Here is a 23,272-nt window from a genome sequence, read left to right as displayed (position 1 = left end):
GCACCGGCGGATCAATTTAGCGAAGATTCGTCAGACCATCATTTCCTTGGTCGCCGACAGCTTAATTTCGGGATAATCGCGCACGACGCGGTCAATGTCCCATTGCAGACGGGTCATAAAGACCACATCGCCGTCATTGTCGTAGGAAATGTGCTGCTTGTTGGCTTGGGCGAATTTCTCGACCGCGTCCTTGGTGCCATGCACCCAACGGGCCGAGGTGAATTGCGACTGTTCAAAGCGAACGGGCAGGCCGTATTCCAACTCAATCCGGCTGCCCAGAACTTCGAACTGAAGTGCGCCGACCACGCCAACGATAAAGCCCGCGCCGATCATTGGTTTGAACACCTTGGCTGCGCCTTCTTCGGCGAATTGCATCAGCGCTTTTTCCAGGTGCTTGGCTTTCATCGGATCGCCCGCGCGCACGTTTTGCAGAAGTTCCGGCGCGAAGGACGGAATGCCTGTGACGCGCAGCGCTTCGCCTTCGGTCAGTGTATCACCGATGCGCAATTGCCCGTGGTTGGGAATACCGATGATGTCACCGGCCCAAGCCTCTTCGGCCAGTTCGCGGTCGGCGGCAAGGAACAGAACGGGGTTCGATATCGCCATCGGCTTTTTCGTGCGCACATGGGTCAGCTTCATGCCGCGATGGAAATGGCCCGATGCCATGCGGACAAAGGCAACGCGGTCGCGGTGCTTGGGGTCCATGTTGGCCTGCACCTTGAACACAAAGCCGGAAACCTTTGCTTCTTCTGGCGAAATTTCGCGCGGCTCGGCGCGTTGAACCTGCGGTTCAGGGCCGTATTTGCCGATGCCCTTCATCAATTCCTTCACCCCGAAAGAGTTGATGGCCGATCCAAACCAGATCGGGGTCATGTGGCCTTCGAGCACTGATTGCGGGACCAGCGTGGGCAGCAATTCGCGCGCCATCTCGACTTCTTCGCGCAGTTGCGCCAGCAGATCGGCGGGGATGTGCTTTTCCAGCAGCGGATCGTCCAGGCCTTCGATGTTGACGCTTTCGGCGACCTTGTTGCGGTCGGCGCGGTCCATCAACTCCAGTCGGTCGTTCAGCAGGTCATAGCAGCCAAGGAAATCGCGCCCGACGCCAATCGGCCAGCTGGCCGGGGTGACGTCAATCGCAAGGTTTTCCTGAATCTCGTCGATGATATCGAAGGTGTCGCGGCTTTCGCGGTCCATCTTGTTACAGAAGGTCAGGATCGGCAGGTCGCGCAGGCGGCACACCTCAAACAGCTTCTGCGTCTGGCTTTCCACGCCTTTCGCGCCGTCGATCACCATCACAGCCGCGTCCACCGCCGTCAGCGTGCGATAGGTGTCTTCGGAAAAGTCCGAGTGGCCGGGCGTGTCGACAAGGTTAAAGCGGTATTTGTCGAAATCGAAGGACATGGCCGAGGCGGACACCGAAATGCCCCGGTCCTGTTCCATCTTCATAAAGTCCGACCGCGTGCGGCGGGCTTCGCCCTTGGCCCGCACCTGACCCGCCATCTGGATCGCGCCCCCATAGAGCAGGAACTTTTCCGTCAGAGTCGTCTTACCGGCGTCGGGGTGCGAAATGATCGCAAACGTCCGGCGGCGGGCGATTTCAGGGGGCAATACGGGGCGGTTTGAAGCGGTGTCCAACATGTTCGCGCGTATAGGAGAGGGGCCATGCCTCGATCAAGGACAAAACCGCCTATGCGCCGCGCTACGCTGCGAAATTGGCGGCTAATTGCGTGACGGGATCAGGAACAGGTGCTTCGGCGCAGCAGATCGGCCGCGTCGGGCCGTTTCAGCAGGGTTTCCTGCACTTCAAGATCCTGCGCCGCGCTTTCGCCGTGTTGCGGCAGCAGATCGGTCAGGCGCAGCGCCATGTCCTCGGGCAATGCACCGCTGGTGCGTTGATCGACCAACATGGATTCGGCGGCGATGCCTTCGGCGAAAATGATCTGATGGTGGTCAAACAGCATCTGGTAATAGTCGATATAGCCGCCTTCGCGGACATAAACCGTGTCGTCATTCACCAGATGACGGGCACGCACCAGCAATTCGTTCCGCCCAGCCCCCAGTTGGTCTGAGCGTTGATAGATGAACAGACGGTGGTCGGGGCTGACGACCAGATCGCCCAGATTGTGCAAAGCGCCGGCCTTGATGACGATGGGCGCAAAAGCCCCGGTGGCGCGGGTGGTCAATTGGCCAATCCAGCGGATTTCTTGCGGGCCATTGTCGCGGGTCAGCACCCGATCGCCGATCTTCAGCGCCTCAACCGGGGTTTGTGCGCCGGTGGACATGGTGATCATCGTGCCCTTGGTAAAGGACACGCAGGCCGATTGCGCGAATTTGGGCAGGGCCGCATCGCGGTCAATGCCGACAAGCGCATAGTCCAGATCCGGGTTCAGCGGCGCCAGCGGCATGGTATAGACTTCAACCGCGTTGCCGTCGGGATCAACCTCAACCAACAGCAGGCATTCGGTGGTAGACCCGTCGCCCGCCATAAAGGTCAGCGCTGCATCAAGAAAGACATCGGCCCCCGGCTGCCCGGTTTCCGTTTTTCGGCCAATGCGATAGGGCGGAAGGTGGTCGGTGGACAGGGCCAACCGTAGCGGCACGGCCAGCGCGGTCAGGCGATAGATGTCATCCAGGATCAGCTCATCGGCAAAGCACATGGCATCGCCCAGATTGGCCCCATTGATCACGCGCAAATGGCCCGACTTGTAGACAGTCAGGCGTTGCAAGCAATCAGGGGGCGCGTTTGGTATCATGGGCCTTCTTCGTCTGGGCGGTGGCCGAGTTGTATCCGCCAGCATAGTCTGGGAATATGTCAGCAACAGGCCAGACCGTCGACGTTTTGTCGACAATTCTACCATCAGGAGATGACATATGGATTTGGGAATTCGGGGAAAACGCGCCTTGGTATGCGCCTCTAGCAAGGGGCTTGGACGGGGATGCGCGCTGGCCTTGGCCGAAGCTGGTGTTGATCTTGTGCTCAACGCCCGCGGGGCCGAGGCGCTGGAGGCCACCGCGACCGAGATCCGCGACCGGTTCGGTGTGTCGGTTGAGGCGGTCGCCGCCGATATCGTATCTGAGGCAGGCCGTGCGCAGGTGCTGGAGGTCGCGGGGCAGGTGGATATTCTGGTCACCAACGCAGGCGGCCCGCCGCCGGGTATGTGGACCGACTGGAACCGCGAGGATTTCATCGCCGCGCTGGATGCCAATATGCTGACGCCGATTGCGCTGATGAAGGCGCAAGTGCCCGGCATGATGGAGCGCGGCTGGGGCCGGGTGGTCAACATCACCTCGCAATCGGTCAAAGCGCCGATCCCGCAGCTGGGACTGTCGAACGCGGCGCGCACCGGCCTGACGGGCTATGTCGCGGGCACCGCGCGTCAGGTGGCCGGGCAGGGCGTGACGATCAACAACCTGTTGCCGGGCGCACATGAGACCGACCGCATCCGCAGCTTTGAGGCGAACCTGCATCAGAAATCCGGGCGGCCTGTGGAAGAGATCCGCAAAGAGCGCACGGCAACCATCCCGTCGGGGCGCTATGGCACGGCGGAAGAGTTCGGGCAGACCTGCGCGTTCCTGTGTTCGCAACATGCCGGTTATATTGTCGGTCAGAACATTCTGCTGGATGGCGGTGGCATCAACGCCACGATCTGATCGGTTTCGGATCGCTGACGCGATCCGACCGACTGGGGGGCGCTGCCCCCCAGACCCCCCGGGATATTTCCAGTCAGAAAATAGGGGGTGGTCTTGCGGCAGGGGGGGGCGTCTGATAGCCATGCCTTATTCCGATGAAATTCATCGGGTTAACCGAATGAGGCCCTGGTGACGAAAGCTGATCCGCGTCTGGAAATCCGCAATCTTGTCAAAACTTTCGCTGGAAAGCGGGTTGTCGATGATGTGTCGCTGACGATCGAGCCGGGCCATGTGACATGTTTGCTTGGGCCGTCGGGCTGTGGCAAGTCCACGACGCTGCGGATGATTGCAGGCGTCGATATGCAGGATACCGGCACGATCCAAATGGATGGGCGGTTGATCTGTGACACGGTGTTTCGCATCCCGCCTGAGCGGCGGTCGATCGGGTTGATGTTTCAGGATTTTGCGCTGTTTCCGCATCTGAGCGTTGGGGACAATGTTGGCTTTGGCCTGAAAGGGGCCAAGGCGGACCGGCGGCGGCGTGTGGAAGAGATGCTCGACCGGGTTGGGTTGCTGCACTATGTTGATGAGTTCCCGCACCAGCTGTCGGGGGGCGAACAACAGCGGGTTGCTTTGGCGCGGGCTTTGGCACCGCAGCCGCGTGTGATGCTGATGGATGAGCCGTTTTCGGGGCTGGACAACCGGCTGCGCGACGGGATCCGCGATGACACTTTGGCGCTTCTGAAGGAAGAAGGCGCGTCGGTTCTGTTGGTCACCCATGAGCCCGAAGAAGCGATGCGTATGGCCGATGAGATCGCCTTGATGCGCAAGGGCAAGATCGTGCAGCGCGGCGCGCCATATAACATTTACAATGCGCCGGTGGACAAGGCGGCGGTTGCATTTTTCAGTGACATCAACGTTTTGCGCGGCACAGTGCGCGGGGCGCTGACCTCGACGCCCTTTGGCCAGTTCCTGGCGCCGGGTGTGCCTGATGGCAAAGCGGTGGAGATCGTTTTTCGTCCGCAGCATGTGAGCATCGACTTTGACCGCGATGGGCGCGGGCCGAACCCGACTGCGATTGCCGGTGCGCCTGCGCGAGGCGTGGTGGAACGGGCGCGGTTTTTGGGGTCGGAAAGCCTGATTGATTTTCGGATGGATTATGACGGCGAAATCCTGAAAGCGACCGTGCCGAATGTGTTTTTGCCGAAACCCGGCACGCCGCTGTGGCTGACGGTGCGGCGGGACAAGTGCTTTGTGTTTCCGGCGTAAAAGCTGAGGGGGCGCTGCCCCCTTTTGGGCCTGCGGCCCAATTCACCCCCGGCGGTATTTCTGAAAGAGAAGAAGGATAGGGTGCGTCCCCTGCTTCTTCTCTTTCTTAAATACGCAAAAAGGACGCTGCTGTTATAGGGCGACGCCTTTTTTCCCGGCGAGATCGGTAAAGAATTGCCAGGCAACCCGGCCAGAGCGTGCGCCGCGCGTGGCTTGCCATTCGATGGCCCCGGCGCGCAATTCTTCGTCTGAAACATCGACGCCATATTCGGTGCAATAGCCCCGGATCATGGCAAGGTATTCGTCTTGGCTACAGGGGTGGAAGCCCAGCCAAAGGCCGAAACGATCCGAGAGGGATACCTTTTCCTCGGTCGCCTCGGACGGGTTGATCGAGGAGGAACGTTCGTTCTCGATCATGTCGCGCGGCATCAGATGGCGACGGTTCGAGGTGGCGTAGAAGATTACGTTGTCCGGGCGGCCTTCGATGCCGCCGTCCAGAACGGCCTTCAGCGATTTGTAATGCTGGTCGTCGTGGCTAAAGCTGAGGTCATCGCAAAACAGCACGAAGCGGTGGCCAGAGCCGCGCAGGTGGTTCATCAGGCGGGTGACCGATGGCAGGTCTTCGCGCTGAAGTTCGACAATTTTCAGACCGTGCCCTTGGCGCAGCACCTCGGCATGCACCGCTTTGACGACCGATGATTTGCCCATGCCCCGTGCGCCCCACAGAAGGGCGTTGTTGGCGGGCAGGCCCTTGGCGAATTGCAGCGTGTTTTCAAGCAGCGTGTCGCGCGACCGGTTGATGCCGACCAGCAGGCTGATGTCGATCCGGCTGACCTTGGTGACGGCTTCCAGCCGGTCCGGTTCGGTGTGCCAGACAAATGCGTTGGCCGCGCCGAAATCGGGCGCGGCCAGAGGGGCGGGCGCGAGGCGCTCAAGCGCCTCGGCGATGCGTTTCAAGTGCTTGCTCACTTGGGGTCCTTTTCGTCTTCGTCGAATTCCTTCATCAAGGGATCGTCGAATTCTTCGGGATCGTCAAACAGGCTTTCGTCGTCTCCGATAACGCCTTCGGCGCGGGCTTCTTCGTCTTTCTTCTTTTCGACGGCAGCGACCAGGAAGATCGAAATCTCATAGAGGCCATAGACCACGACAAAGAGGATGATCTGCGTGGTCACATCCGGGGGCGTGACCAAGGCCGCGACCGTCAGGATACCGACAACGGCATATTTACGGGTGGACCGCAGGCCGCGCGAGGATGCCAGACCGGCCTTTCCCATGAGCGTCAAAAGCACCGGCAACTGAAAGCACAGGCCAAAGGCGACGATCATTTTTAGCGTGATATCAAGGGTTTCGTTGACCTTGCCGTTGAAGACAATGTCGATCCCGCTTTCGGAGACGGCTTCTTTGCCGCCGCTGAAATAGGCGGACACCAGCGATGGCAGATCCGCAAAGCCCAAAAAGAAGGTCATGGCCAAGGGCACAACCACGAAATGGGCAAAGGCCGCGCCCAGAAGGAACAGCACAGGCGAAGCCACAAGGAAGGGCAGGAACGCGTTCTTTTCGGTTTTATATAGCCCCGGCGCCACGAACCGCCACATTTGATAGGCGATGACGGGAAAGGACAGGGCCAAACCACCCACGACCGAAATCCGGATCAGGGTAAAGAAATATTCCTGCGGTGCGGTGTACTGCATCACCGGGTTCGGGTTGCCCAGATCCCGCATGGTTTTCTCGATTGGCAACAGAAGGAAGTCGAGCACGGGACCGCCGACCGCAAAGACCATAATCATGCCGACCAGAAAGGCGACAACTGACCAGATTAGCCGGGTGCGCAATTCGGCCAGATGCTCGATCAGCGGGGCGCTGGAATCGTCAATCTCGTCTGTCTTGCTCATGCGGTATCCCCGTCACCGGACTTGTCCGCCTTTAGGGCGGATTCCATTTCCTCGGCCTTGCGCAGCGCTTCTTCGGCTTCGCGCTTTTTGCGCTCGGCCGCCATGCGTGCGGTGTTGGCTTCGATTTTCTTGCGTTGCTCTTCGCGCTCGGCGGCTTTTTTGGCGGCCTCTGGATCGTCTTTGATGTCCAGCGACGTCATAGACTTGGCCGCGTCCTTTACCCCGTCCATGGCCGACCCAAGTGGGTTGGTGGCGGTTTTAAAGGTCTTGGCCATGTCGTTGACACCGGCGTCGTTGGCGGCATCGTTCATGGCGCGGCTGAATTCACGCGCCATGCCTTTGGCCTTGCCGACGAACCGGCCCACGTTGCGAAACAGCACCGGCAGGTCCTTCGGGCCAACGACAATCAGCGATACAACGCCGATGATGAGCAATTCGCTCCAGCCCAGGTCGAACATCTGGTGTTACGCCTTGTCTTTCTCTTCTGCGGGGGTGACGTCTTTGGCGTCGTCCGCAGCAGTGTCTTCCAGTTCTTTCTTGCCGTCATCTACGCCCTTTTTGAACGCGGTGATGCCTTTGCCTACTTCGCCCATCAGGCCGGAAATCTTGCCGCGGCCAAACAGGACCAGAACGACGACTGCGATCAGAAGAAGGCCGGGAAGGCCGATGTTGTTGAGCATGAGTGGTCTCCTCGAATCTGGGCGGCCAATGTCGGGCCGCGCCTTGGTGTTTTCCTGACCCTATGGGGTTCGCCGGACGGGCGAAAGCGCGGGCAGGGGCGGTTTGTGCTGGCAAATCGGGGGTAGAGGTGGCAAAAACTTCACTACTGACAACTTAATGTCAGGAGGAATGATGCGCAAAACAGACCGGTTGTCGGAACTGATGACGATCCTGCGCGACGGGCAGGTGCACAAGGCCGACGATCTGGCCTTGGCGACAGGCGTTTCCCTGCGCACAATCTACCGCGATATGGAGGTGCTGGTTGCCTCGGGCGTGCCGGTGCAGGGCGCGCGTGGAACGGGCTATCAGGCGCAGGCGCTGATCACGCTGCCCGCGCTGCATCTGACCGAGGACGAGCTTGAGGCGCTGCATCTGTCCTTGGCGATCTTGGGCGAGTCCGGGATGGAGGGGTTGGCTGATGCCGCCGCCAGCCTGTCGGCCAAGATCGAACAGGTTTTGCCCGAAGACAGCGATAGCGCGGGCGAGGGGTTTGGCTTTGCCGCCTATCCCTTTGACGGGGCGGCGCGCGGCGTGCGGCACATGCCGGGTCTCAAGGCGGCGATCAAGGCCCGGCAAAAGCTGCGTCTGCGGTTGCAGACCGGCGGTGCCGAGGTGATCCGGCCTTTGCAGGTGGATTACTGGGGCCGCGTTTGGCGGGCGATTGTCTGGAGCGAGACACAGGCCGGTTTTGCCGAGATCCGGTTGGACCAGATCGCGGAAATGACCGTTCTGCCGGGGCTATTCGTGGACGAGCCCGGCAAATCCCTGTCGGATTACCGGGCAAGTTAGGCTTATTGCAAGAATTCCATCGGGTCTACGCTGTCGAACCCGCGCCGCACTTCGAAATGCAGATAGGGCGGCGATCCGGGCAGCAGCGCGCCGATCTTCTGGCCACGGCTGACGCTATCGCCTTCTTTCACCGCGACATTGCCAGCGTTGATATAGACGCTCATCAGGTTGTCGGTGTGTTTGATGATCACGATTGGCACGTTGTCATCATACTTCGTGATCGAGGCGACAATCCCGCTATCGGCGGCTTTGATCGGGGTGCCTGCGCTATTGGTGATGTCGATCCCGTCCGTGGTGCCTTTGACATATTCGCGGATGATCCGGCCATCGACAGGCATTTGCATCCGGGCGTTGGACTTGGACGCGGCGGTCTGCTGTTTGCCCAGATCCTGCGCGACGGGCGCTTTGGTGGCGGCGGCCTTGGCGGCAGGTTCCGGCGTTTCGGTCGGCAGCGCCTGCTTTGAGCTGGGCGGCGTCGGCGTGGGCGAGCCTTGACCCGGCGCTGGCTCAGGTTCGGGCGCTTGGGCAACCTCGGCCACCGGGGCTTCCATCACCACGGGGATCAGCAGGAACTGACCTTCGCGGATGGTAAAGTCGCGGTCCAGCCCGTTCCATTCGGCCAGCGATTTGACCGAAACATTATAAAGCCGCGAAATCGTATAGGCGGTTTCGCCGCGCACGACCTTGTGGCGGATCGGTTCTACGCCGGTTTGGGCTTTGGGCTGTGACACCTGAACCGGCGGCGTTGGGGCCGAGCTTTCAATTGCGGTCGTGGCCAGTTCTGTCACGTTGATCTCAGGCGGCAGGATCGGGCCAGTGCCAACCGCGCCGGTGTCCGGCGAAGGTTCGGCCACGCGGCGGGGCAGGGCGATGACTTCGCCCCGGCGCAACTGCACATCGGGCGCGATGCCGTTGTAATCGGCCAATTCGCCAGCTGGCAGGCCAACACGTTCTGCCATGGTGGTCACGGTATCGCCCCGCTTGGCCACGGCGACCTGATAGTTGGGGTAGGAAATGATCCCACGGTCATCGGGGTCCGGGCGCGGCGCAACAGCCGTCTTCGCGGCATGGGCGGTGCTGAAATTGTCACCGATCCGGTCCCGCAGGTCGAAATCAAAGCCGCCGTCACAGGCCCCAAGGGCCAGTAGCGCAAGCACGGCAACGCATGGGCGCATCATTGCTTTGCTCATCTCGCTCTCATCCTCAAATTCGCCCAACTTAGCGCCGGGTCTGATCGTCAACACACATGCCGGTGTCAGGTGTCTTTTCCAAGACCTTCCACCAGCGGTACAAATCGCACGGGGCGCAATTCTTCGTAATCAAAGCCCGTTTCAAGCCGGGTCACGCGGATCAGGCTTTGGACGGTGTCGCTCTGCCCCACCGGAAGCACCATGATACCGCCAATCTTCAATTGGGCCAAGAGCGGGCTGGGCGGGTCTTCGGCGGCGGCGGTCACCATGATGCGATCAAAGGGCGCTTGGTCCTCAAGGCCAAAGCACCCGTCCGAGGTCATCGCGGTGATATTGGGCAGGGCCAGATGTTCAAAAATCTCTCGTGCTTCGCGGACCAGTCGCTGATGGCGGTCCACGGTATAGACCCGGCGGGCCAACAGGCTAAGGATCGCCGCCTGATAGCCAGACCCGGTGCCGACCTCTAGAACCTTGTCACGGCCCGACAGCTTCAGCGCCTGCGTCATGATCCCAACCACCGACGGCTGGCTGATCGTTTGCCCGCAAGCGATGGGCAGGGGCATGTCTTCATAGGCGCGTTCGGCGAAATAGCCCTTGATGAACAAGCCGCGGTCAATCCGCTCCATCGCGGATAGCACGGTCTTGTCAGTCACGCCTTTTGAGCGCAACGCATAGAGGAACTGCATCTGCTGTTCGGGGCTTGCGCTCATCCCAATGCCTCGGACAGGGCCGATAATGCGGCGTGATCGGTCAGATCGGCCCGCATTGGTGTGATGCTGACATAGCCATCCAGATTGATCTGCGCATCGGTGCCGGGGGCGGATTTGGCGCGTTGATCGCCGCCACGGATCCACATGAACCGACGCCCCGAGGGCGACAGGTGCGGTTCTGCCGAAAAACGGGTGCCATCGCGTTTGCCCTGCGATGCGGCGCGCAGGCCTTTGACATCGGCGGCGGGTACAGGCGGGAAGTTGATGTTGTAGAACATCTGATAGGCGCCATCGCCCGTCAGATCGCCCGCATCCAAGACCGCACGCACGGCTTGCACGCCATAGGCTAAAGCCGCCTCAAACGGCTGATCCAGCCCATGGGTTGCCGGGCCAAGGTATTGCGACAGCGCCACGGCGGGCAGGCCTTGCAACGATGCCTCCATCGCGCCGCCCAAGGTGCCGGAATAGAGCGCATTTTCAGCCGAGTTGTTGCCCCGGTTCACGCCCGACAGAACCAAATCGGGGGGCGTGTCTTTCATCACATCATGCAGACCGACCAGAACGCAATCGGCGGGGCTGCCTTCGGCGGCAAAGCGGCGCGGCCCCATCTGCGAGACCATCATCGGATGGGTGTAGCTGATGCAATGGCCAACGCCCGACTGTTCAAAGGCCGGGGCAACGACCCAGACCTCTCCGTCCGGTCCGGCCAGTTCGGCGGCAATTGCCTCACAGATGGCCAGCCCAGGTGCATTGATGCCGTCGTCATTGGTGATCAAAATACGCATGCGCACCGCTCCCTTTTTGCTTTCAATAGGGGAAGCCCGCCAAGGGGGCAAGCGCCGCCCCTTTTTACTTTCATCAAATGCGCAAGCCATGGCCCTAAGGCCCCCGACGCAGGGTTTGGAAATGTCTGGAAGTGCACGACCTGGCCGCGATGGGCCAGGGGCTTGATCACTCGGCCATCAGGCCCAGGTCGGCGATGATCCGGTCGGCCTCATCACGCGGGGTGGCAAGGGCGTCTTTGTCTTGGCCGGGATGGAACCGGGCGCGCAGCGCGGTGCCCATCGGGGCAGGTTGCACGATATCGACCTTCGGGCCAAAGGTTGCGGTCTCGGCCTGCCAGCTACGGGTGAGCGCGATCTGCGCGGCTTTGGTCGCCCCGTAACTGCCATAGAATTTCTGGCCTGCCTGCGGGTCATCAAAGAACACGGCGCGGCCTTTTTCGCCCAAAAGTGCCGCAATATAGGGCACCAGATGGCCCATGGCGGTGACATTGGTGGCAACGGATTTGCCCCAGTCCTTGGCGTCGATGTGATGCGCGGGCGTCAGGGGCGCGGAATGCGCCGCCGTGTGCACCCAAAGCGCCGCGCCGCCCCAGCGATCATGGATCGAGCGGCAAAGCTGGGCCATCGCCTCTGGCAGGGCCACGTCCATCGGGGCAAGGGTGGCTTCGTTGCCACGCGCCTTGATCCGGTCATCAAGATCTTCCAGCCCGCCCACGGTGCGGGCGACAGCAACGATGTGATAGGCGTCTGACAGCGTCTCAGCCATGGCAAAGCCAAGGCCACGCGATGCGCCGGTGATAAGGGCAACTGGCTTGTTCATGCGCACTCTGTGACCGCTGGGCGCTGCAAGGTCAGGGGGCTGGGGCTTGCTGCGGGTGGGGTGCGGCGTTACACCTTCGGATAGTTTTCCACCGATCGTTTCCGATGACGCATTCACAGACCTTAGAAGAACAGGCCGTTGGCCCCGAAATTTCCGATCTGGCGCAGCGCCTTGCCGCTGGCGGAGCGGTGCAGGGGCAAGGCTGGCAGATGATTGAGCCGCGCGGCGAAAAGAACGGAATCCGTATTGGTGACGTGGCGGTCGTTCTATTGCGCGATGCCTATTATTTCCCGCGCTCCGGTCTGATCCTTGATGCCGAAGGCCGGGCGCTGGCATCACCGCTAGAGGTGGTGCGGGGCGGTGCGGCTGCGGCGGAAAAGGCGCGCTCGCAGCTTGGCCGCGCGGTGCCGATGGGCCGGGCCTCGGTCTTTGCCGGGGGCGGCGGTCGGCGCAACTATGGGCATTTCCTGCTGGACGATTTGGCCGGGGCCGCGTGGCTGGAGACCCTAGGTATCGCCCGGCACTATCCGCTGATCGCGCCACCCCTGACCGGGTGGCAGCGGGCCTTGATGGGCGCGGCTGGGGTGCGCGCGACTGAGGTGTCAGAGCCGGTGCTGCGGGTCGCGGAATTGGTCTATACCACGGCCATCGGCCACTACTTGCAACGGGCCGACAAGATGCAGCGCGACTTGGTTGATCGGTTGCCGCGCGGCGCTGCGCCGGGCGCGGGGGCGGTCTATCTGTCGCGTCGCGGCATGACGGGCCGTGTGATGGTGAACGAACCTGCGCTTGAGGCGCGTCTTAAGGCGCAGGGCGTGACCATTCTGAAGCCGCATAAGATGACCGTGGCCGAACAGATCGAGGCCGTGTCGTCGGCGCGGGTGCTGATCGGGGCAAGCGGCGCGGCATTGGCCAATGCGGTGTTCCTGCCCAAGGGCGGCACGGTGATCGAAATCCGCCCTGCAACCGTCCGGGAATTCTGGATTTTCCTGATGACGGATAACCTGTCGCTGACCCATCACCTGATTGATGTGGGCGGCGCGCTAAAGGGGCGCGATGTGCCGCTGCGCACCCGCCTGATGCAATTGCCACGGCAATTGGCGCGGCGGTATCGCGTGGCCTATCGCTGTGATCTGGAGGCGGTCGAACGCGCGGTGTCCGCTGCGCTTTAGGCGGTGCCGGTCAAATGCGGGCGCAGGTCATTGCCGCAAGCGGCGTAGAGATCGAGCAGCGCATCAAAGCTCAGCCCGTCTGTCTGCGCCTCGGCCAAGTCACCGTCTTGTGCGGTCAAGCGCGGGCGTTCGGCCCCTGTTCCGGCAGTCAGATCGCCGGCCTCGGGCTCATCGGCCAAGGTTGGGATCTGGTTGGCCAGTAGCGCGGTGCCACCGGTAAAGGCCGCCCCGTCAACGCAGTGGTCGATATAGGCATAGAACAGATCCGGCGGAACTGCCGCCCAAGCGCCGATGGCCAAGGTTTCATCACTGCCGCGAATGGGCAGGTGCAGCACCGCCCGCAAGAACCGGTCTTCGCCGATCTTGCACAGGTCCGGGGACAGGCGGTCAGCGCCCACGCTCAGATCCTCGGCCCCCTCGGGGATTGGCCCGTGGGTCCAGTCATCAGGGGCGTCATAGCCAAGATCATAGATCCCCGGCATTTCCATGCCGCAGCAGGGGCAACGGTAGTCGGGATCGGTAAAGCGCCGCCAGCGGGCGTCGAGGTCAAGAAGGTTCATGTGGGCGATGTGGGCCGTTGCGCCCGGTTCGTCAAGCGTTGCGATTGGGGCGGGCGGTGTTTTTGCGTTTTTAAGAAAGAGAAGAAGCAGGGGGATGCACCCTTTCCTGCGACGTGGGTTTCACAGCGCGAAGGGCCGCGTTGGGGCGGGGTCTGCCCAGGTTGACCGGGCCTCGGCCCAAGCGGTCAGCCAGTCGCGGAAAACTTGGCCCAGATCGAAAATCGCCGTGGTCATTGGGGCGGACTCATCCCACAGGGTTGGATCCCAATAGGCCATGCGGGTCGTGGGCAGGTGCAGGCAGTGGTAGATGCCGCCGCCGAAATGGCACAGCGGCACCAGCCCGTCTGGCCAAGCGCCATTGGGCGCAGGCGCGGTTCGGAAGGCGGTGTAGAGCTGGTCTGCGGTATTGCCCCGATCATCGGTTGCGCCGTCTGTCAGCCCAAGCAACCCATAGCCGGGCCCGAAACCGCCGTTGGCGATTTGCACGTAAATCTGGCGCAGAAGCGGGGGCAGGGGGTGGCCGATGGACGCCTCGGCGTGGTCAAGCGCGGCGGGCGTGGCGGGCGGCGCGGGGGCAGGCACGCGCAGGCCCATGGCGGCATAGGCATCAATGCGGGGCTGGCGCGACCTAAGCTGCGCGATCAGCCCCGCATCTGTCATGATTATTCAGCGGCTTTAAGCTGAAAGCCTTTGGCGATCATATCCGTCGGGGCAACAGGATATTCACCCGAGAAACAGGCGTCGCAATATTGCGGGCAATCCGCCTTACGGCCTTCCGTCGCGCCAACCGCGCGATAAAGACCATCGAGCGAGATGAACTTCAGGCTGTCCACGGCCAGATGTTCCCGCATTTCCTCTTCGGACATGGTCGCGGCCAGCAGCTTTTCACGCTGGGGCGTGTCCACACCGTAGAAACAGGGCCATGCGGTGGGCGGGCTGGCGATGCGGAAATGGACCTCGGCGGCACCGGCATCAAGGATCATTTCCTTGATCTTGCGCGAAGTGGTGCCGCGCACCACGGAATCGTCGACCAGAATGACGCGTTTGCCCTGAACCAAGGCGCGGTTCACGTTCAGCTTCAGGCGCACGCCCATGTTGCGGATCTGCTCGGTTGGTTCGATGAACGTCCGGCCCATGTATTGGTTCCGGGTGATGCCCAGACCGAAGGGAATGCCGCTTTCGGCGGCAAAGCCGATGGCCGCGGGCGTGCCGCTATCGGGGACGGGGCAGACCAGATCGGCCTCAACCGGGCTTTCCTTGGCCAGTTCCACGCCGATCTGACGGCGGGTTTCATAGACCGAGCGGCCACCGATGATGCTATCGGGGCGCGAGAAATAGACATGTTCGAAGATGCAGAACTTCGACGGGCGCGGGCGGAAGGGGCGCACGCTTTCAACGCCTTTGGCCGCCGAGATGACAACCATTTCGCCCGGTTCGATTTCGCGCACATACTCTGCGCCGATGATGTCGAGCGCGCAGGTTTCCGAGCTGAGGCACCAGCCGTCACCGACCTTGCCCAGAACCAGCGGGCGCACGCCCAGCGGGTCACGCACACCAATCAGCTTGGTGCGGGTCATGGCCACTACCGAGAACGCGCCTTCAACGCGGCGCAGCGCGTCTTCCATGCGTTCGGGGATGTTCTGCTGAAGCGAACGGGCCATCAGGTGGATGATGCACTCGCTGTCGGATGAGCTTTGGAAGATCGAGCCGCGCTCAATCAGTTCGCGGCGCAGGGCGTCGGCATTGGTGATGTTGCCGTTGTGCGCGATGGCCGCGCCGCCCATGGAAAACTCGCCAAAGAAGGGCTGAACGTCGCGGATGGCTGCGCCTTTGGATCCGGCGGTCGAGTAACGCACATGCCCGATGGCCAGCGGGCCGGGCAGGGTTTTCATCAGCGTCTGACTGGTGAAGTTATCGCGAACATAGCCAAATCGGCGGGCCGAATTAAAGCCTTCGACCGGATCGTGCGACACGATCCCGCCTGCTTCTTGGCCGCGATGTTGCAACGCATGCAGCCCGAGGGCTACGAAGTTGGCAGCGTCGGTGACACCGACGACACCGAAAATGCCGCATTCTTCGCGCAGCTTGTCATCGTCAAACGGATGGGAGGGGGGCATCTGGAGAGACAAGGACAACTCCGAATCTGAGAGGAGGTTTCGCGGCCCTTTTAGAGCCTTGGTCCGGGTATGTCACGAAAGGATAATATTTCACGTTTTTGCCGGATTTGTTTTGTACGTTTGGCACACGGGATGGTGGCTCTTGGCACGTAGCGAACAAGGTTTGGGACAATGACACGCGGACAGGCGGGGCTGATAACCGTTGTAGGCATGGTTTTGACGACTGTCGGGACATGGAAGCTGATGTCCGGTGCACCGGGGCCGACTTGGGCATTATTGGCGCCGGGGCTGGCGGCCTTTGTCTATGGCGGGGTGATGATGGATGTTTTACACCGCCGGTCCAAAGGCAAAGGACAATAGGTCGCAGGTGCAAAACGAAAAAGGGCCGCCAAAGGCAGCCCCGTTTAACGCTTTTTTCAGGCTTGATTAGCTGCCCGAGGTTGGTGCTTCGCAGCTGCCCATCAGCGATTCATACTGACCGGTGATCCAGCCAAGCGCCTGTTCGGGATTCTGGTCTTCGATGCGGCCGGTGAATTTGCCGAAGATCGCGGCCGAACGGCTGTTGTCGATCATCGCAACATCTTGGCCAACAACCACGGTTTCATAAACAAAGAAACCGATGGCCGCCAAAAGCACGCCGCGCACCACGCCGAACAAGAACCCAAGGCCCTGATCGATGCCGCCAAGGGCCGACCGTTGCACCAGAGATGAAAACAGCGGGGTGAACATTGACACGATCACCAAAGCCACCGCGAAGACCGCAAAGAAGGCTGCAATCACGCTAAGTTCGCAGCTATCGGACAGGAAACTGCCGATCACCGGGATTTCGGTCATCAGGGGGCGCACTTGCGGTGCGAACAGATAGGCCAGAATTGCCGCAGCGATCCAACCGACAATGGCCATGCCTTCACGCACAACGCCGCGCGAATAGGCCAACAGGGCCGACAGAATGATGATGACGGCAACCACCGCGTCTACGGCTGTAAAACCTTCCATGAGTCCTCTGGCCCTCTTTCCAAGGCGCTAGCCTGCGCCAAAAATGTCTCCAACGAAGGAGGTCAGGTCGCCCATCTGGGTCAATGACATGCCATCCGTCGCGCTGATCTTGCCGCCTTGCGGCGCAATCGCCGCTGTGAAACCAAGTTTCTGCGCTTCTTTCAACCTATTTTCCGCCTGCGAGACGGGTCTGAGTGCCCCCGATAGGCTAATCTCGCCGAAAACGACAGTCTCGGCGGGTAGGGCGGTGTCTTCGCGTGCGGACAGTAGCGCGGCGGCCACAGCCAGATCGGCGGCGGGTTCGCTGATTTTCATGCCACCCGCGACGTTCAGATAGACATCCAGCCCGGCGAAAGGAATGCCGCAGCGGGCCTCCAGCACGGCCAGAATCATCGCCAGACGACCACCATCCCAGCCAACCACGGTGCGGCGCGGCTGGGCATGCGGGGTCGGGGCGACCAGCGCCTGCAATTCGCACAAGACCGGGCGGGTGCCTTCGATCCCGGCAAAGACCACCGATCCGGGGCTTGGTGCGCCGCGCTCGCTCAGGAAAAGGGCCGATGGGTTGCCCACCTCGGCCAAGCCTGCGCCGGTCATTTCAAAGACACCGATTTCATCGGCCGGGCCAAAGCGGTTTTTCACGGCGCGCAGAATGCGGAACTGATGCCCGCGCTCGCCCTCGAAATAGAGCACGGTATCGACCATGTGTTCGACCACACGGGGCCCGGCGATCTGGCCGTCTTTGGTGACGTGGCCCACCATGACGACGGCGGTGCCCATGCGCTTGGCAAAGGTCGTCAGTTCATGCGCGGCGGCGCGGACCTGACTGACGCTGCCGGGGGCGCTATCGACATTGTCGGCCCACATGGTCTGGATGGAATCGACGATGGCCAGATCGGGCTTTTCGGCCTCAAGCGTGGTCAGGATATCGCGCAGGTTGGTTTCAGCGGCCAGCATCACCGGCGCATCCGCGAGCCCCAGACGCTGCGCGCGCATACGAACTTGTGCGCTGGCTTCTTCGCCGCTGGCGTAGATGACTTTCAAACCGGCATTGGCAAACTGCGCCGCCGCCTGAAGCAACAAGGTCGACTTGCCGATGCCCGGATCACCGCCCACCAAAATGGCCGAAGCCTCAACCAATCCGCCGCCAAGAACGCGGTCAAGTTCGCCCATCCCGCTGATGGTGCGGGGCGGCGGAGCCTCTTTGCTGGACAGCGTGGACAGGGGGATTTTCTTGCCCCGTACGGCCCCAAGGCTTTTGCTGGATGGACCCGCAGATAGCGGGGTTTCTTCGACAATGGAGTTCCATTCGCCGCAGCCGTCGCAGCGCCCCGACCATTTGGTCGTCACCGCGCCACAGGACTGGCAGACATATCGTGCAATTTGCTTGGCCATGCCTGTGTTGTTGCCCCAAATCGCCCGCCTTGCCAAGCCGCTTGCTAAGGCTGCTCGGGCTTGAATTGCGGAATGTAGCTCAGCGCGAGCGAGGTCAGAACGCAGCCTGAAAACAGATAGAGCCCCCAAGCGGTTTCCACCGTGCCAACGCCGATGCCCTTGGCCACCGTAATATAAAGCGAAATGAGGAAGATATCGGCCATGGCCAATGTCCCCAAAACGCGCAAACCCGGTTTGAACCGTGTGCCAATCCGGCCAAATTGCACCAAGGCCAGACCGGCGGTTTTTGCCATTGGCGCCACCAGCGCGAAAAGGATGACGACCAGCGCAAGGAAAATATCCTTTTCCCAAAGGGCCAGAATGCCGGTGGCGACGCTGATCTCAGACAGGCCAAACAGCGGCAGAAGCCCCGCGCGGATCAAGGGAGCGAACCACGACAGCGGATAAAGCACCAAAAGCGCAAGGTTCAGCCAGATCGCGATGCGCTGCATGATATGTCGTTGCGCCTCAACCATGGCTCAGAACATGGTGGCGATCCAAAGCCCGACAAGGCCCACGATGGCCAGAAATGTCAGAACCTCGATCCACGGGGCGCGGCGGGGGCGCGCGATGGCACTGCCCATCAGCACCAAGGCCGGCAGCAACATCGCCACCATGCCCGACTGCCAGATCATGGCGCGGGCGGCATGGCCGTGGCCGGGTATACCGGTCCAGCCCATGGCGGGGGCAAAGGTCGTAGCGATACCGATCACCGCCAGCACGAAGGCGGCCAAGGCAAACAGACGCGCCAGCGCAGGACCAAGGGCCAGACGGGCAAGGGCCAAAACCGCAATTGCCTGCAAAAACAGGAACTTCTTGATGAAGAAAAAGCTTAGAACAGTGTAATTTGGTTCAAGGTTGAACATAGCGTTTGGCCTGAGGGTCTAGCGGATGGCGGCGATGGGGCCGGTCGCACTGCCGGTGATGAATTGGTGCAGGTATGGGTCTTCGGTGGTATCTAGATCGGTCACCGGCCCGTTCCACTTGATCACCCCGTCATGCAGCATCGCCACGTTATCGGCGATGGCCCGGACGCTGTTCATATCATGAGTGATGGTCATGGCGGTCGCGCCCATCTCAACCACGATCTCGCGGATCAGATCGTTGATCACCCCTGCCATGATCGGGTCCAGCCCGGCAGTGGGTTCGTCGAAAAAGATGATCTCGGGGTCGGCGGCAATGGCGCGGGCAAGGCCTACGCGCTTTTGCATCCCGCCTGACAGCTCGGCCGGAAGGCGGTCGGCGACATCGGGCGTCAGACCAACGCGGCGCAGTTTCTCAATCGCGATCTCGCGCGCCTCAGCGCGGGGGCGTTTCAGCGATCCGCGCAGCAGGCGGAAGGCAACGTTTTGCCAGACGGGCAGGGAATCAAACAGCGCCGCGCCCTGAAACAGCATTCCGAACCGAGCCAGAAAGGCATCGCGGTCGCCGATGCTGGCGTCTTTGCCATCGACAAGGATCTGGCCACTATCGGGTTCAATCAGGCCAAGGATGCACTTGATGGTCACCGACTTGCCCGTGCCGGACCCGCCGATGATAACAAGGCTGCTGCCCTTGGCGACGCTTAGGTCAATGCCGCGCAGAACAGCATTGGTTCCAAAGGTTTTATGGACGTTCTTCATTTCGATCATAGCGAAAAGAACACCCCCGTCAGAAGGAAGTTTGCCGCAAGGATCAGCACTGCCGCAGCCTCAACACTGCCCTTTGTCGCGCGGCCCACGCCTTGTGCGCCGCGGCCCGATTGCATGCCGAAATAGCACCCCATCAGCGCGGCGATAAAGCCAAAGGCCGCGCCCTTGGCCAAGGACGACAAAATATCCGCCAGTTGCAGGAAATCGGCGGTGTTCTTCAGATAGGCCGCCGCGTTGAAGCCCAGAGTTCCGGTGGCCACGGCATAGCCGCCCATGATGCCAATGATATCGCCCACGCCCACCAACAGCGGCACGACCAGAAGCGCCGCCAGAACGCGCGGCACCACAAGGTATTTCATCGGATGGGTGGATAGCGTCACTAACGCGTCAATCTGTTCGGTCACTTTCATCGTGGCGATTTCGGCGGCGATGGATGATGTGACACGGGCCGCAATCATCAGACCGACCAGCACCGGACCCAATTCGCGCACCATGCCGATGGCGACGATCTGCGGCACCACGGCTTCGGCGTTGAAACGGGCACCACCTGCGTAGATTTGCAGCGCCAAGGCCCCGCCGGTGAAGACCGCTGTCAGGCCCACCACAGGCAGCGACAGCCAGCCGACATGAAACAGTGCATTGGCCAATTCGCGCGCGTAGAAGGGCGGGCGAAAGGCATGGCTGATGGTGGATGCGGCGAACAGGGCAACCCGCCCGACCGAGGCAAAAAAGGCCAGCGCCACACGGCCAAGGGTCGCCAGTGCCGCAATCAGGGGGGTCATGCGCCCAAGTACCGGCGGCGATAGCGTTGGCCAAGCGAGGTCAGGATCTCATATCCGATGGTGCCTGCCGCATCGGCCAGCGTATCGGCAAATTGATGCATGCCAAGCATTTCAACGGTTTCCGGCACATCCTCAAGCGCGGTGACATCCACGGCGATCATATCCATCGACACGCGGCCAATGATCTTGCAGCGCGTCTCGCCTGCCCAGACATGGGCCTTGGGGCCCATGGCGCGGATCAGCCCGTCGGCATATCCGGCGGCGATGGTGGCGATGCGGGCGGGCGTGCGGGCAACCCAGGAATTGCCGTAACCGACACTTTCGCCCGGCGTCACATCGCGCACCTGAATGACCGGCACATCCAGCGACACGACCGGGGCGGCCTCAACAAAGGGCAGCCCGCCGTAAAGGCCGATGCCGGGGCGGCAGAGGTCGAAATGATAATCGGGGCCAAGCAGAATGCCGCCCGTCGCCGACAGCGACAGCGGTACATCCAGCCCGTCGGTCATCTGGTGGAACACCTGAAGCTGATGGGCGTTCATCGGGTGATCTGGTTCATCGGCGCAGGCCAGATGGCTCATGATCAGGGTGGGGCGCTGCGACAGGGCGATGTCGCGCAGGGCGGACCATTCCGCAGGTTCCATCCCCAGACGGTTCATGCCGGTGTCCAGCTGCACGCCAAAGGGATGGCCGGGCAGGGTTTCGACATGGTTCAGCATCTGGTCGATGGAATTGAGCATCGGCGTCAGATTGGCATCGCGCAGCGCCATCGCATCGCCGGGCATATGGCCGGAAAACACGTTGATCACCGGGCCAGAGCCGATGGCCTTGCGCAGGGCCACGCCCTCTTCGGTCAGGGCCACAAAGAAGGTGGTCGCGCCTTCCTTCATCAACGCCTTGGCCACCTCACCCGCGCCAAGCCCATAGGCGTCGGCTTTGACCACGGCGCCAGTTTCGCCTTGGGTCATGCTGTTGAGGTTGCGCCAATTGCTGCGCAGTGCGGAAAGATCAATTGTAAGAGTTGCCTGTGCCATACACGCTGTTTGGCACGAATGCCGTTTGGGTCAAGGGCAAAAATCGCCGCTTGCGCCCTATGGGGCAGGGCTTGGCCCGCGATGCGCAGGCCAAGCGGAGGTTAATAGGCGTCGCCGTCGTTGTTCTGCCATTGCTTGGCAAGGTTGCCGAAACGGGTGAACTGCGCCTCGAAGGCCAGTTCGACCGTACCAATGGGGCCGTGACGCTGCTTGCCGATGATGACCTCGGCCTTGCCATGCAGGCGTTCCATATCCTGAATCCAGGTCTCCATCGCGGCCAGATCGTCTTCGCCCGGCTTTTCCCGTTCTTTGTAGTATTCACCGCGGTACACAAACATAACGCAGTCCGCGTCCTGTTCGATCGAGCCCGATTCACGCAGGTCCGACAACTGCGGGCGTTTATCGTCGCGGCTTTCGACCTGACGCGACAGCTGGGACAAGGCGATCACCGGAATGTTCAATTCCTTGGCGATGGCTTTCATGCCCATGGTGATTTCCGAAACTTCGTTCACCCGGCCTTCGCTTCGGCCCGTGCCGCGCACCAGCTGCAGATAGTCGATGATCAGCAGGTCAAGCCCATGCGTCCGCTTCAAACGCCGCGCGCGGGCGGCCAGCTGCGCGATCGGAAGGGCGGGCGTGTCGTCGATATAAAGCGGGCAGGCCTCAAGCGATTTGGCGGCCTCCACGAACCGGCGGAACTCTTCCTCGGTCATGTCGCCCTGACGGATCTTGTGGCTAGAGATTTCGGCTGCTTCGGCAAGGATACGGCCCGCCAACTGCTCGGCGCTCATTTCCAGCGAATAGAAGCCGACAACGCCGCCTTGGACCGCGCCTTCGGACCCGTCCGACATCAGCCCGCGCTTATAGGCCTTGGCCACGTTGAACGCGATGTTCGTCGCCAGCGAGGTTTTCCCCATCGAGGGACGACCGGCAAGGATCAGAAGGTCGGACTTGTGCAAGCCGCCCAGTTTCTTATCCAGATCCATCAGACCGGTGGAAATACCCGCCAGATCGCCTTCGCGCTGATAGGCGGTGTTGGCGACGTTCACCGCTTCGGTGACGGCCTTCAGAAAGGATTGGAACCCGCTTTCGGATTGGCCCTGCTCGGCCAGCTTATAGAGCGCCTGTTCGGCCTCAACGATCTGTTCTTTGGGTTCTGAGGCAACATCGACCTTGGCGGCGCGGTCGGAAATATCACGGCCCAGACGGATCAGATCGCGGCGGATCGCCAGATCATAGATCATCTGCGCATAGTCGCGCACGGCAAAGGAGCTAACGGCAGCACCCGCAAGGCGCACCAGATAGGCCGGGCCGCCCAGTTCTTTCAGACCTTCGTCATCTTCCAGGAATGCCTTGAGCGTCACCGGCGAGGCAAGCGCGTTCTTGGCGATGCGGGCGGCGGCCACTTCGTAAATCCGGGCATGTACCGGGTCGTAGAAATGCTGCGAATTGATGACCGAGGCGACTTTGTCATAGATGTCGTTGTTGGTCAGGATCGCGCCCAGAAGCTGCTGCTCGGCCTCGACGGAATGCGGCATGGTATCGGGCGCTTGGATCTCGGCGCCGGTCGGATTGAATGCTGTAATTTCGTTCATGATGTCTTTCACCCCAGGCCAACCGCATAGCCCATCTGCGCCCGCCCACGCAAAGTGTATGTTTCTGGGGGCGGTTCTGTGGATAACCCGTCCGCCACAAATTATGGCATTTGTGGCGGGGGGCTTGTCAACATTTTGTGGGTTTG

At 61.4% G+C, this 23,272-nt stretch carries 26 protein-coding genes; 5 read left to right on the top strand and 21 right to left on the bottom strand.

The genetic code is table 11. The features are described from left to right. Positions 1–30: 30 nt before the first annotated feature. Entirely contained in the window at positions 31–1,638 is a 1,608-nt protein-coding gene (locus PRI8871_RS11580) for a peptide chain release factor 3 (protein ID WP_108886379.1), read from the bottom strand. A 98-nt stretch (positions 1,639–1,736) separates the two neighbouring features. Next, entirely contained in the window at positions 1,737–2,753 is a 1,017-nt protein-coding gene (locus PRI8871_RS11575) for a Hint domain-containing protein (RefSeq protein ID WP_108886378.1), read from the bottom strand. A gap of 118 nt (positions 2,754–2,871) precedes the next feature. Here PRI8871_RS11575 and PRI8871_RS11570 point away from each other — a divergent pair, with 118 nt between their 5' ends. Then, complete coding sequence (locus PRI8871_RS11570; protein WP_108886377.1) at positions 2,872–3,651, top strand: SDR family oxidoreductase; 780 nt, start codon at positions 2,872–2,874, stop codon at positions 3,649–3,651. A 189-nt stretch (positions 3,652–3,840) separates the two neighbouring features. Then, positions 3,841–4,899 (top strand): ABC transporter ATP-binding protein, encoded by a 1,059-nt coding sequence (locus PRI8871_RS11565; RefSeq protein WP_108886514.1) that lies wholly within the window; start codon positions 3,841–3,843, stop codon positions 4,897–4,899. Between the two features lie 132 nt (positions 4,900–5,031). On the opposite strand, the gene PRI8871_RS11560 is transcribed toward PRI8871_RS11565, so the two are convergent. Genes PRI8871_RS11560 through PRI8871_RS11545 form a run of 4 tightly spaced genes read right to left on the bottom strand, consistent with a single transcriptional unit; the run spans position 5,032 to position 7,471 of the window. Continuing rightward, positions 5,032–5,868 carry an ATP-binding protein gene (locus PRI8871_RS11560; RefSeq protein WP_108886376.1) on the bottom strand — a complete coding sequence of 279 codons (837 nt, stop codon included), beginning with the start codon at positions 5,866–5,868 and terminating at the stop codon, positions 5,032–5,034. Continuing rightward, on the bottom strand, positions 5,865–6,791 hold the full coding sequence (gene tatC / locus PRI8871_RS11555) for a twin-arginine translocase subunit TatC (RefSeq protein ID WP_108886375.1): 927 nt from the start codon (positions 6,789–6,791) through the stop codon (positions 5,865–5,867). The genes PRI8871_RS11560 and tatC overlap by 4 nt, the downstream gene beginning before the upstream one ends. Next, on the bottom strand, positions 6,788–7,249 hold the full coding sequence (tatB, locus tag PRI8871_RS11550) for a Sec-independent protein translocase protein TatB (RefSeq protein WP_108886374.1): 462 nt from the start codon (positions 7,247–7,249) through the stop codon (positions 6,788–6,790). Before tatB ends, tatC begins: the two co-directional genes overlap by 4 nt. Positions 7,250–7,255: 6 nt before the next feature. Continuing rightward, positions 7,256–7,471, bottom strand: coding sequence for a twin-arginine translocase TatA/TatE family subunit (locus PRI8871_RS11545; protein ID WP_108886373.1), 216 nt, complete (start codon positions 7,469–7,471; stop codon positions 7,256–7,258). A gap of 169 nt (positions 7,472–7,640) precedes the next feature. Between PRI8871_RS11545 and PRI8871_RS11540 the strand changes: the two genes are divergently transcribed. Further along, positions 7,641–8,300 (top strand): helix-turn-helix transcriptional regulator, encoded by a 660-nt coding sequence (locus PRI8871_RS11540; protein ID WP_306418452.1) that lies wholly within the window; start codon positions 7,641–7,643, stop codon positions 8,298–8,300. 2 nt (positions 8,301–8,302) lie between these two features. On the opposite strand, the gene PRI8871_RS11535 is transcribed toward PRI8871_RS11540, so the two are convergent. The 4 genes from PRI8871_RS11535 to PRI8871_RS11520 all read right to left on the bottom strand — a co-directional run bounded on the left by PRI8871_RS11535 (position 8,303) and on the right by PRI8871_RS11520 (position 11,805). Then, positions 8,303–9,490, bottom strand: coding sequence for a M23 family metallopeptidase (locus PRI8871_RS11535; protein ID WP_108886371.1), 1,188 nt, complete (start codon positions 9,488–9,490; stop codon positions 8,303–8,305). Between the two features lie 65 nt (positions 9,491–9,555). Beyond that, complete coding sequence (locus PRI8871_RS11530; protein ID WP_108886370.1) at positions 9,556–10,200, bottom strand: protein-L-isoaspartate(D-aspartate) O-methyltransferase; 645 nt, start codon at positions 10,198–10,200, stop codon at positions 9,556–9,558. Then, entirely contained in the window at positions 10,197–10,985 is a 789-nt protein-coding gene (gene surE, locus PRI8871_RS11525; protein WP_108886369.1) for a 5'/3'-nucleotidase SurE, read from the bottom strand. The genes PRI8871_RS11530 and surE overlap by 4 nt, the downstream gene beginning before the upstream one ends. A gap of 166 nt (positions 10,986–11,151) precedes the next feature. Next, positions 11,152–11,805: an SDR family NAD(P)-dependent oxidoreductase gene (locus PRI8871_RS11520; RefSeq protein WP_108886368.1), complete on the bottom strand. Its 654-nt coding sequence runs from the start codon at positions 11,803–11,805 to the stop codon at positions 11,152–11,154. A 104-nt stretch (positions 11,806–11,909) separates the two neighbouring features. Between PRI8871_RS11520 and PRI8871_RS11515 the strand changes: the two genes are divergently transcribed. After that, the gene (locus PRI8871_RS11515) at positions 11,910–12,977 is read left to right on the top strand and encodes a glycosyltransferase family 61 protein (protein ID WP_108886367.1); all 1,068 of its coding nucleotides are present in this window, start codon (positions 11,910–11,912) and stop codon (positions 12,975–12,977) included. Here PRI8871_RS11515 and PRI8871_RS11510 read toward each other — a convergent pair. The 3 genes from PRI8871_RS11510 to purF form a co-directional block, all read right to left on the bottom strand. Next, entirely contained in the window at positions 12,974–13,537 is a 564-nt protein-coding gene (locus PRI8871_RS11510; RefSeq protein WP_108886366.1) for a DUF2199 domain-containing protein, read from the bottom strand. The genes PRI8871_RS11515 and PRI8871_RS11510 overlap by 4 nt on opposite strands. A 120-nt stretch (positions 13,538–13,657) precedes the next feature. After that, positions 13,658–14,197, bottom strand: a complete 540-nt coding sequence (locus PRI8871_RS11505) for an SMI1/KNR4 family protein (RefSeq protein ID WP_219929019.1) — start codon at positions 14,195–14,197, stop codon at positions 13,658–13,660. Between the two features lie 2 nt (positions 14,198–14,199). Then, positions 14,200–15,654 carry an amidophosphoribosyltransferase gene (purF, locus tag PRI8871_RS11500; RefSeq protein WP_108886365.1) on the bottom strand — a complete coding sequence of 485 codons (1,455 nt, stop codon included), beginning with the start codon at positions 15,652–15,654 and terminating at the stop codon, positions 14,200–14,202. Positions 15,655–15,825: 171 nt separating this feature from the next. Between purF and PRI8871_RS19430 the strand changes: the two genes are divergently transcribed. Then, on the top strand, positions 15,826–16,014 hold the full coding sequence (locus PRI8871_RS19430) for a hypothetical protein (protein WP_146188680.1): 189 nt from the start codon (positions 15,826–15,828) through the stop codon (positions 16,012–16,014). A 66-nt stretch (positions 16,015–16,080) separates the two neighbouring features. Here the strand turns inward: PRI8871_RS19430 and PRI8871_RS11495 are convergent, their stop codons facing one another. The 8 genes from PRI8871_RS11495 to PRI8871_RS11460 form a co-directional block, all read right to left on the bottom strand. Beyond that, the gene (locus tag PRI8871_RS11495) at positions 16,081–16,650 is read right to left on the bottom strand and encodes a CvpA family protein (RefSeq protein ID WP_108886364.1); all 570 of its coding nucleotides are present in this window, start codon (positions 16,648–16,650) and stop codon (positions 16,081–16,083) included. Between the two features lie 27 nt (positions 16,651–16,677). Then, positions 16,678–18,045, bottom strand: a complete 1,368-nt coding sequence (gene radA, locus PRI8871_RS11490; RefSeq protein ID WP_108886363.1) for a DNA repair protein RadA — start codon at positions 18,043–18,045, stop codon at positions 16,678–16,680. A 44-nt stretch (positions 18,046–18,089) separates the two neighbouring features. Further along, positions 18,090–18,536 (bottom strand): paraquat-inducible protein A, encoded by a 447-nt coding sequence (locus tag PRI8871_RS11485; RefSeq protein ID WP_245897842.1) that lies wholly within the window; start codon positions 18,534–18,536, stop codon positions 18,090–18,092. Positions 18,537–18,563: 27 nt separating this feature from the next. Continuing rightward, positions 18,564–18,950 carry a hypothetical protein gene (locus PRI8871_RS11480; RefSeq protein WP_108886361.1) on the bottom strand — a complete coding sequence of 129 codons (387 nt, stop codon included), beginning with the start codon at positions 18,948–18,950 and terminating at the stop codon, positions 18,564–18,566. Between the two features lie 18 nt (positions 18,951–18,968). Further along, positions 18,969–19,715, bottom strand: coding sequence for an ABC transporter ATP-binding protein (locus tag PRI8871_RS11475; RefSeq protein ID WP_108886360.1), 747 nt, complete (start codon positions 19,713–19,715; stop codon positions 18,969–18,971). Beyond that, positions 19,712–20,497, bottom strand: a complete 786-nt coding sequence (locus PRI8871_RS11470) for an MlaE family ABC transporter permease (protein WP_108886359.1) — start codon at positions 20,495–20,497, stop codon at positions 19,712–19,714. The genes PRI8871_RS11475 and PRI8871_RS11470 overlap by 4 nt, the downstream gene beginning before the upstream one ends. Beyond that, positions 20,494–21,531 (bottom strand): alanine racemase, encoded by a 1,038-nt coding sequence (gene alr, locus PRI8871_RS11465; protein WP_108886358.1) that lies wholly within the window; start codon positions 21,529–21,531, stop codon positions 20,494–20,496. The genes PRI8871_RS11470 and alr overlap by 4 nt, the downstream gene beginning before the upstream one ends. 101 nt (positions 21,532–21,632) lie before the next feature. Next, positions 21,633–23,126 (bottom strand): replicative DNA helicase, encoded by a 1,494-nt coding sequence (locus tag PRI8871_RS11460; protein WP_108886357.1) that lies wholly within the window; start codon positions 23,124–23,126, stop codon positions 21,633–21,635. Between the last annotated feature and the right edge of the window lie 146 nt (positions 23,127–23,272).

This window comes from Pseudoprimorskyibacter insulae, assembly GCF_900302505.1.
GTDB classification, from domain to species: Bacteria; Pseudomonadota; Alphaproteobacteria; order Rhodobacterales; family Rhodobacteraceae; genus Pseudoprimorskyibacter; species Pseudoprimorskyibacter insulae.
This window is presented reverse-complemented; position numbering and strand designations above follow the sequence as displayed.

Coding starts and splice junctions, on each gene's coding strand:
- PRI8871_RS11580 (WP_108886379.1), bottom strand. CDS start 1,638: ATGTTGGACACCGCTTCAAACCGCCCCGTATTGCCCCCTGAAATCGCC.
- PRI8871_RS11575 (WP_108886378.1), bottom strand. CDS start 2,753: ATGATACCAAACGCGCCCCCTGATTGCTTGCAACGCCTGACTGTCTAC.
- PRI8871_RS11570 (WP_108886377.1), top strand. CDS start 2,872: ATGGATTTGGGAATTCGGGGAAAACGCGCCTTGGTATGCGCCTCTAGC.
- tatC (WP_108886375.1), bottom strand. CDS start 6,791: ATGAGCAAGACAGACGAGATTGACGATTCCAGCGCCCCGCTGATCGAG.
- tatB (WP_108886374.1), bottom strand. CDS start 7,249: ATGTTCGACCTGGGCTGGAGCGAATTGCTCATCATCGGCGTTGTATCG.
- PRI8871_RS11545 (WP_108886373.1), bottom strand. CDS start 7,471: ATGCTCAACAACATCGGCCTTCCCGGCCTTCTTCTGATCGCAGTCGTC.
- PRI8871_RS11540 (WP_306418452.1), top strand. CDS start 7,641: ATGATGCGCAAAACAGACCGGTTGTCGGAACTGATGACGATCCTGCGC.
- PRI8871_RS11535 (WP_108886371.1), bottom strand. CDS start 9,490: ATGAGCAAAGCAATGATGCGCCCATGCGTTGCCGTGCTTGCGCTACTG.
- PRI8871_RS11530 (WP_108886370.1), bottom strand. CDS start 10,200: ATGAGCGCAAGCCCCGAACAGCAGATGCAGTTCCTCTATGCGTTGCGC.
- surE (WP_108886369.1), bottom strand. CDS start 10,985: ATGCGTATTTTGATCACCAATGACGACGGCATCAATGCACCTGGGCTG.
- PRI8871_RS11520 (WP_108886368.1), bottom strand. CDS start 11,805: ATGAACAAGCCAGTTGCCCTTATCACCGGCGCATCGCGTGGCCTTGGC.
- PRI8871_RS11515 (WP_108886367.1), top strand. CDS start 11,910: ATGACGCATTCACAGACCTTAGAAGAACAGGCCGTTGGCCCCGAAATT.
- PRI8871_RS11510 (WP_108886366.1), bottom strand. CDS start 13,537: ATGAACCTTCTTGACCTCGACGCCCGCTGGCGGCGCTTTACCGATCCC.
- PRI8871_RS11505 (WP_219929019.1), bottom strand. CDS start 14,197: ATGACAGATGCGGGGCTGATCGCGCAGCTTAGGTCGCGCCAGCCCCGC.
- purF (WP_108886365.1), bottom strand. CDS start 15,654: ATGCCCCCCTCCCATCCGTTTGACGATGACAAGCTGCGCGAAGAATGC.
- PRI8871_RS19430 (WP_146188680.1), top strand. CDS start 15,826: ATGACACGCGGACAGGCGGGGCTGATAACCGTTGTAGGCATGGTTTTG.
- PRI8871_RS11495 (WP_108886364.1), bottom strand. CDS start 16,650: ATGGAAGGTTTTACAGCCGTAGACGCGGTGGTTGCCGTCATCATCATT.
- radA (WP_108886363.1), bottom strand. CDS start 18,045: ATGGCCAAGCAAATTGCACGATATGTCTGCCAGTCCTGTGGCGCGGTG.
- PRI8871_RS11485 (WP_245897842.1), bottom strand. CDS start 18,536: ATGCAGCGCATCGCGATCTGGCTGAACCTTGCGCTTTTGGTGCTTTAT.
- PRI8871_RS11480 (WP_108886361.1), bottom strand. CDS start 18,950: ATGTTCAACCTTGAACCAAATTACACTGTTCTAAGCTTTTTCTTCATC.
- PRI8871_RS11475 (WP_108886360.1), bottom strand. CDS start 19,715: ATGATCGAAATGAAGAACGTCCATAAAACCTTTGGAACCAATGCTGTT.
- PRI8871_RS11470 (WP_108886359.1), bottom strand. CDS start 20,497: ATGACCCCCCTGATTGCGGCACTGGCGACCCTTGGCCGTGTGGCGCTG.
- alr (WP_108886358.1), bottom strand. CDS start 21,531: ATGGCACAGGCAACTCTTACAATTGATCTTTCCGCACTGCGCAGCAAT.
- PRI8871_RS11460 (WP_108886357.1), bottom strand. CDS start 23,126: ATGAACGAAATTACAGCATTCAATCCGACCGGCGCCGAGATCCAAGCG.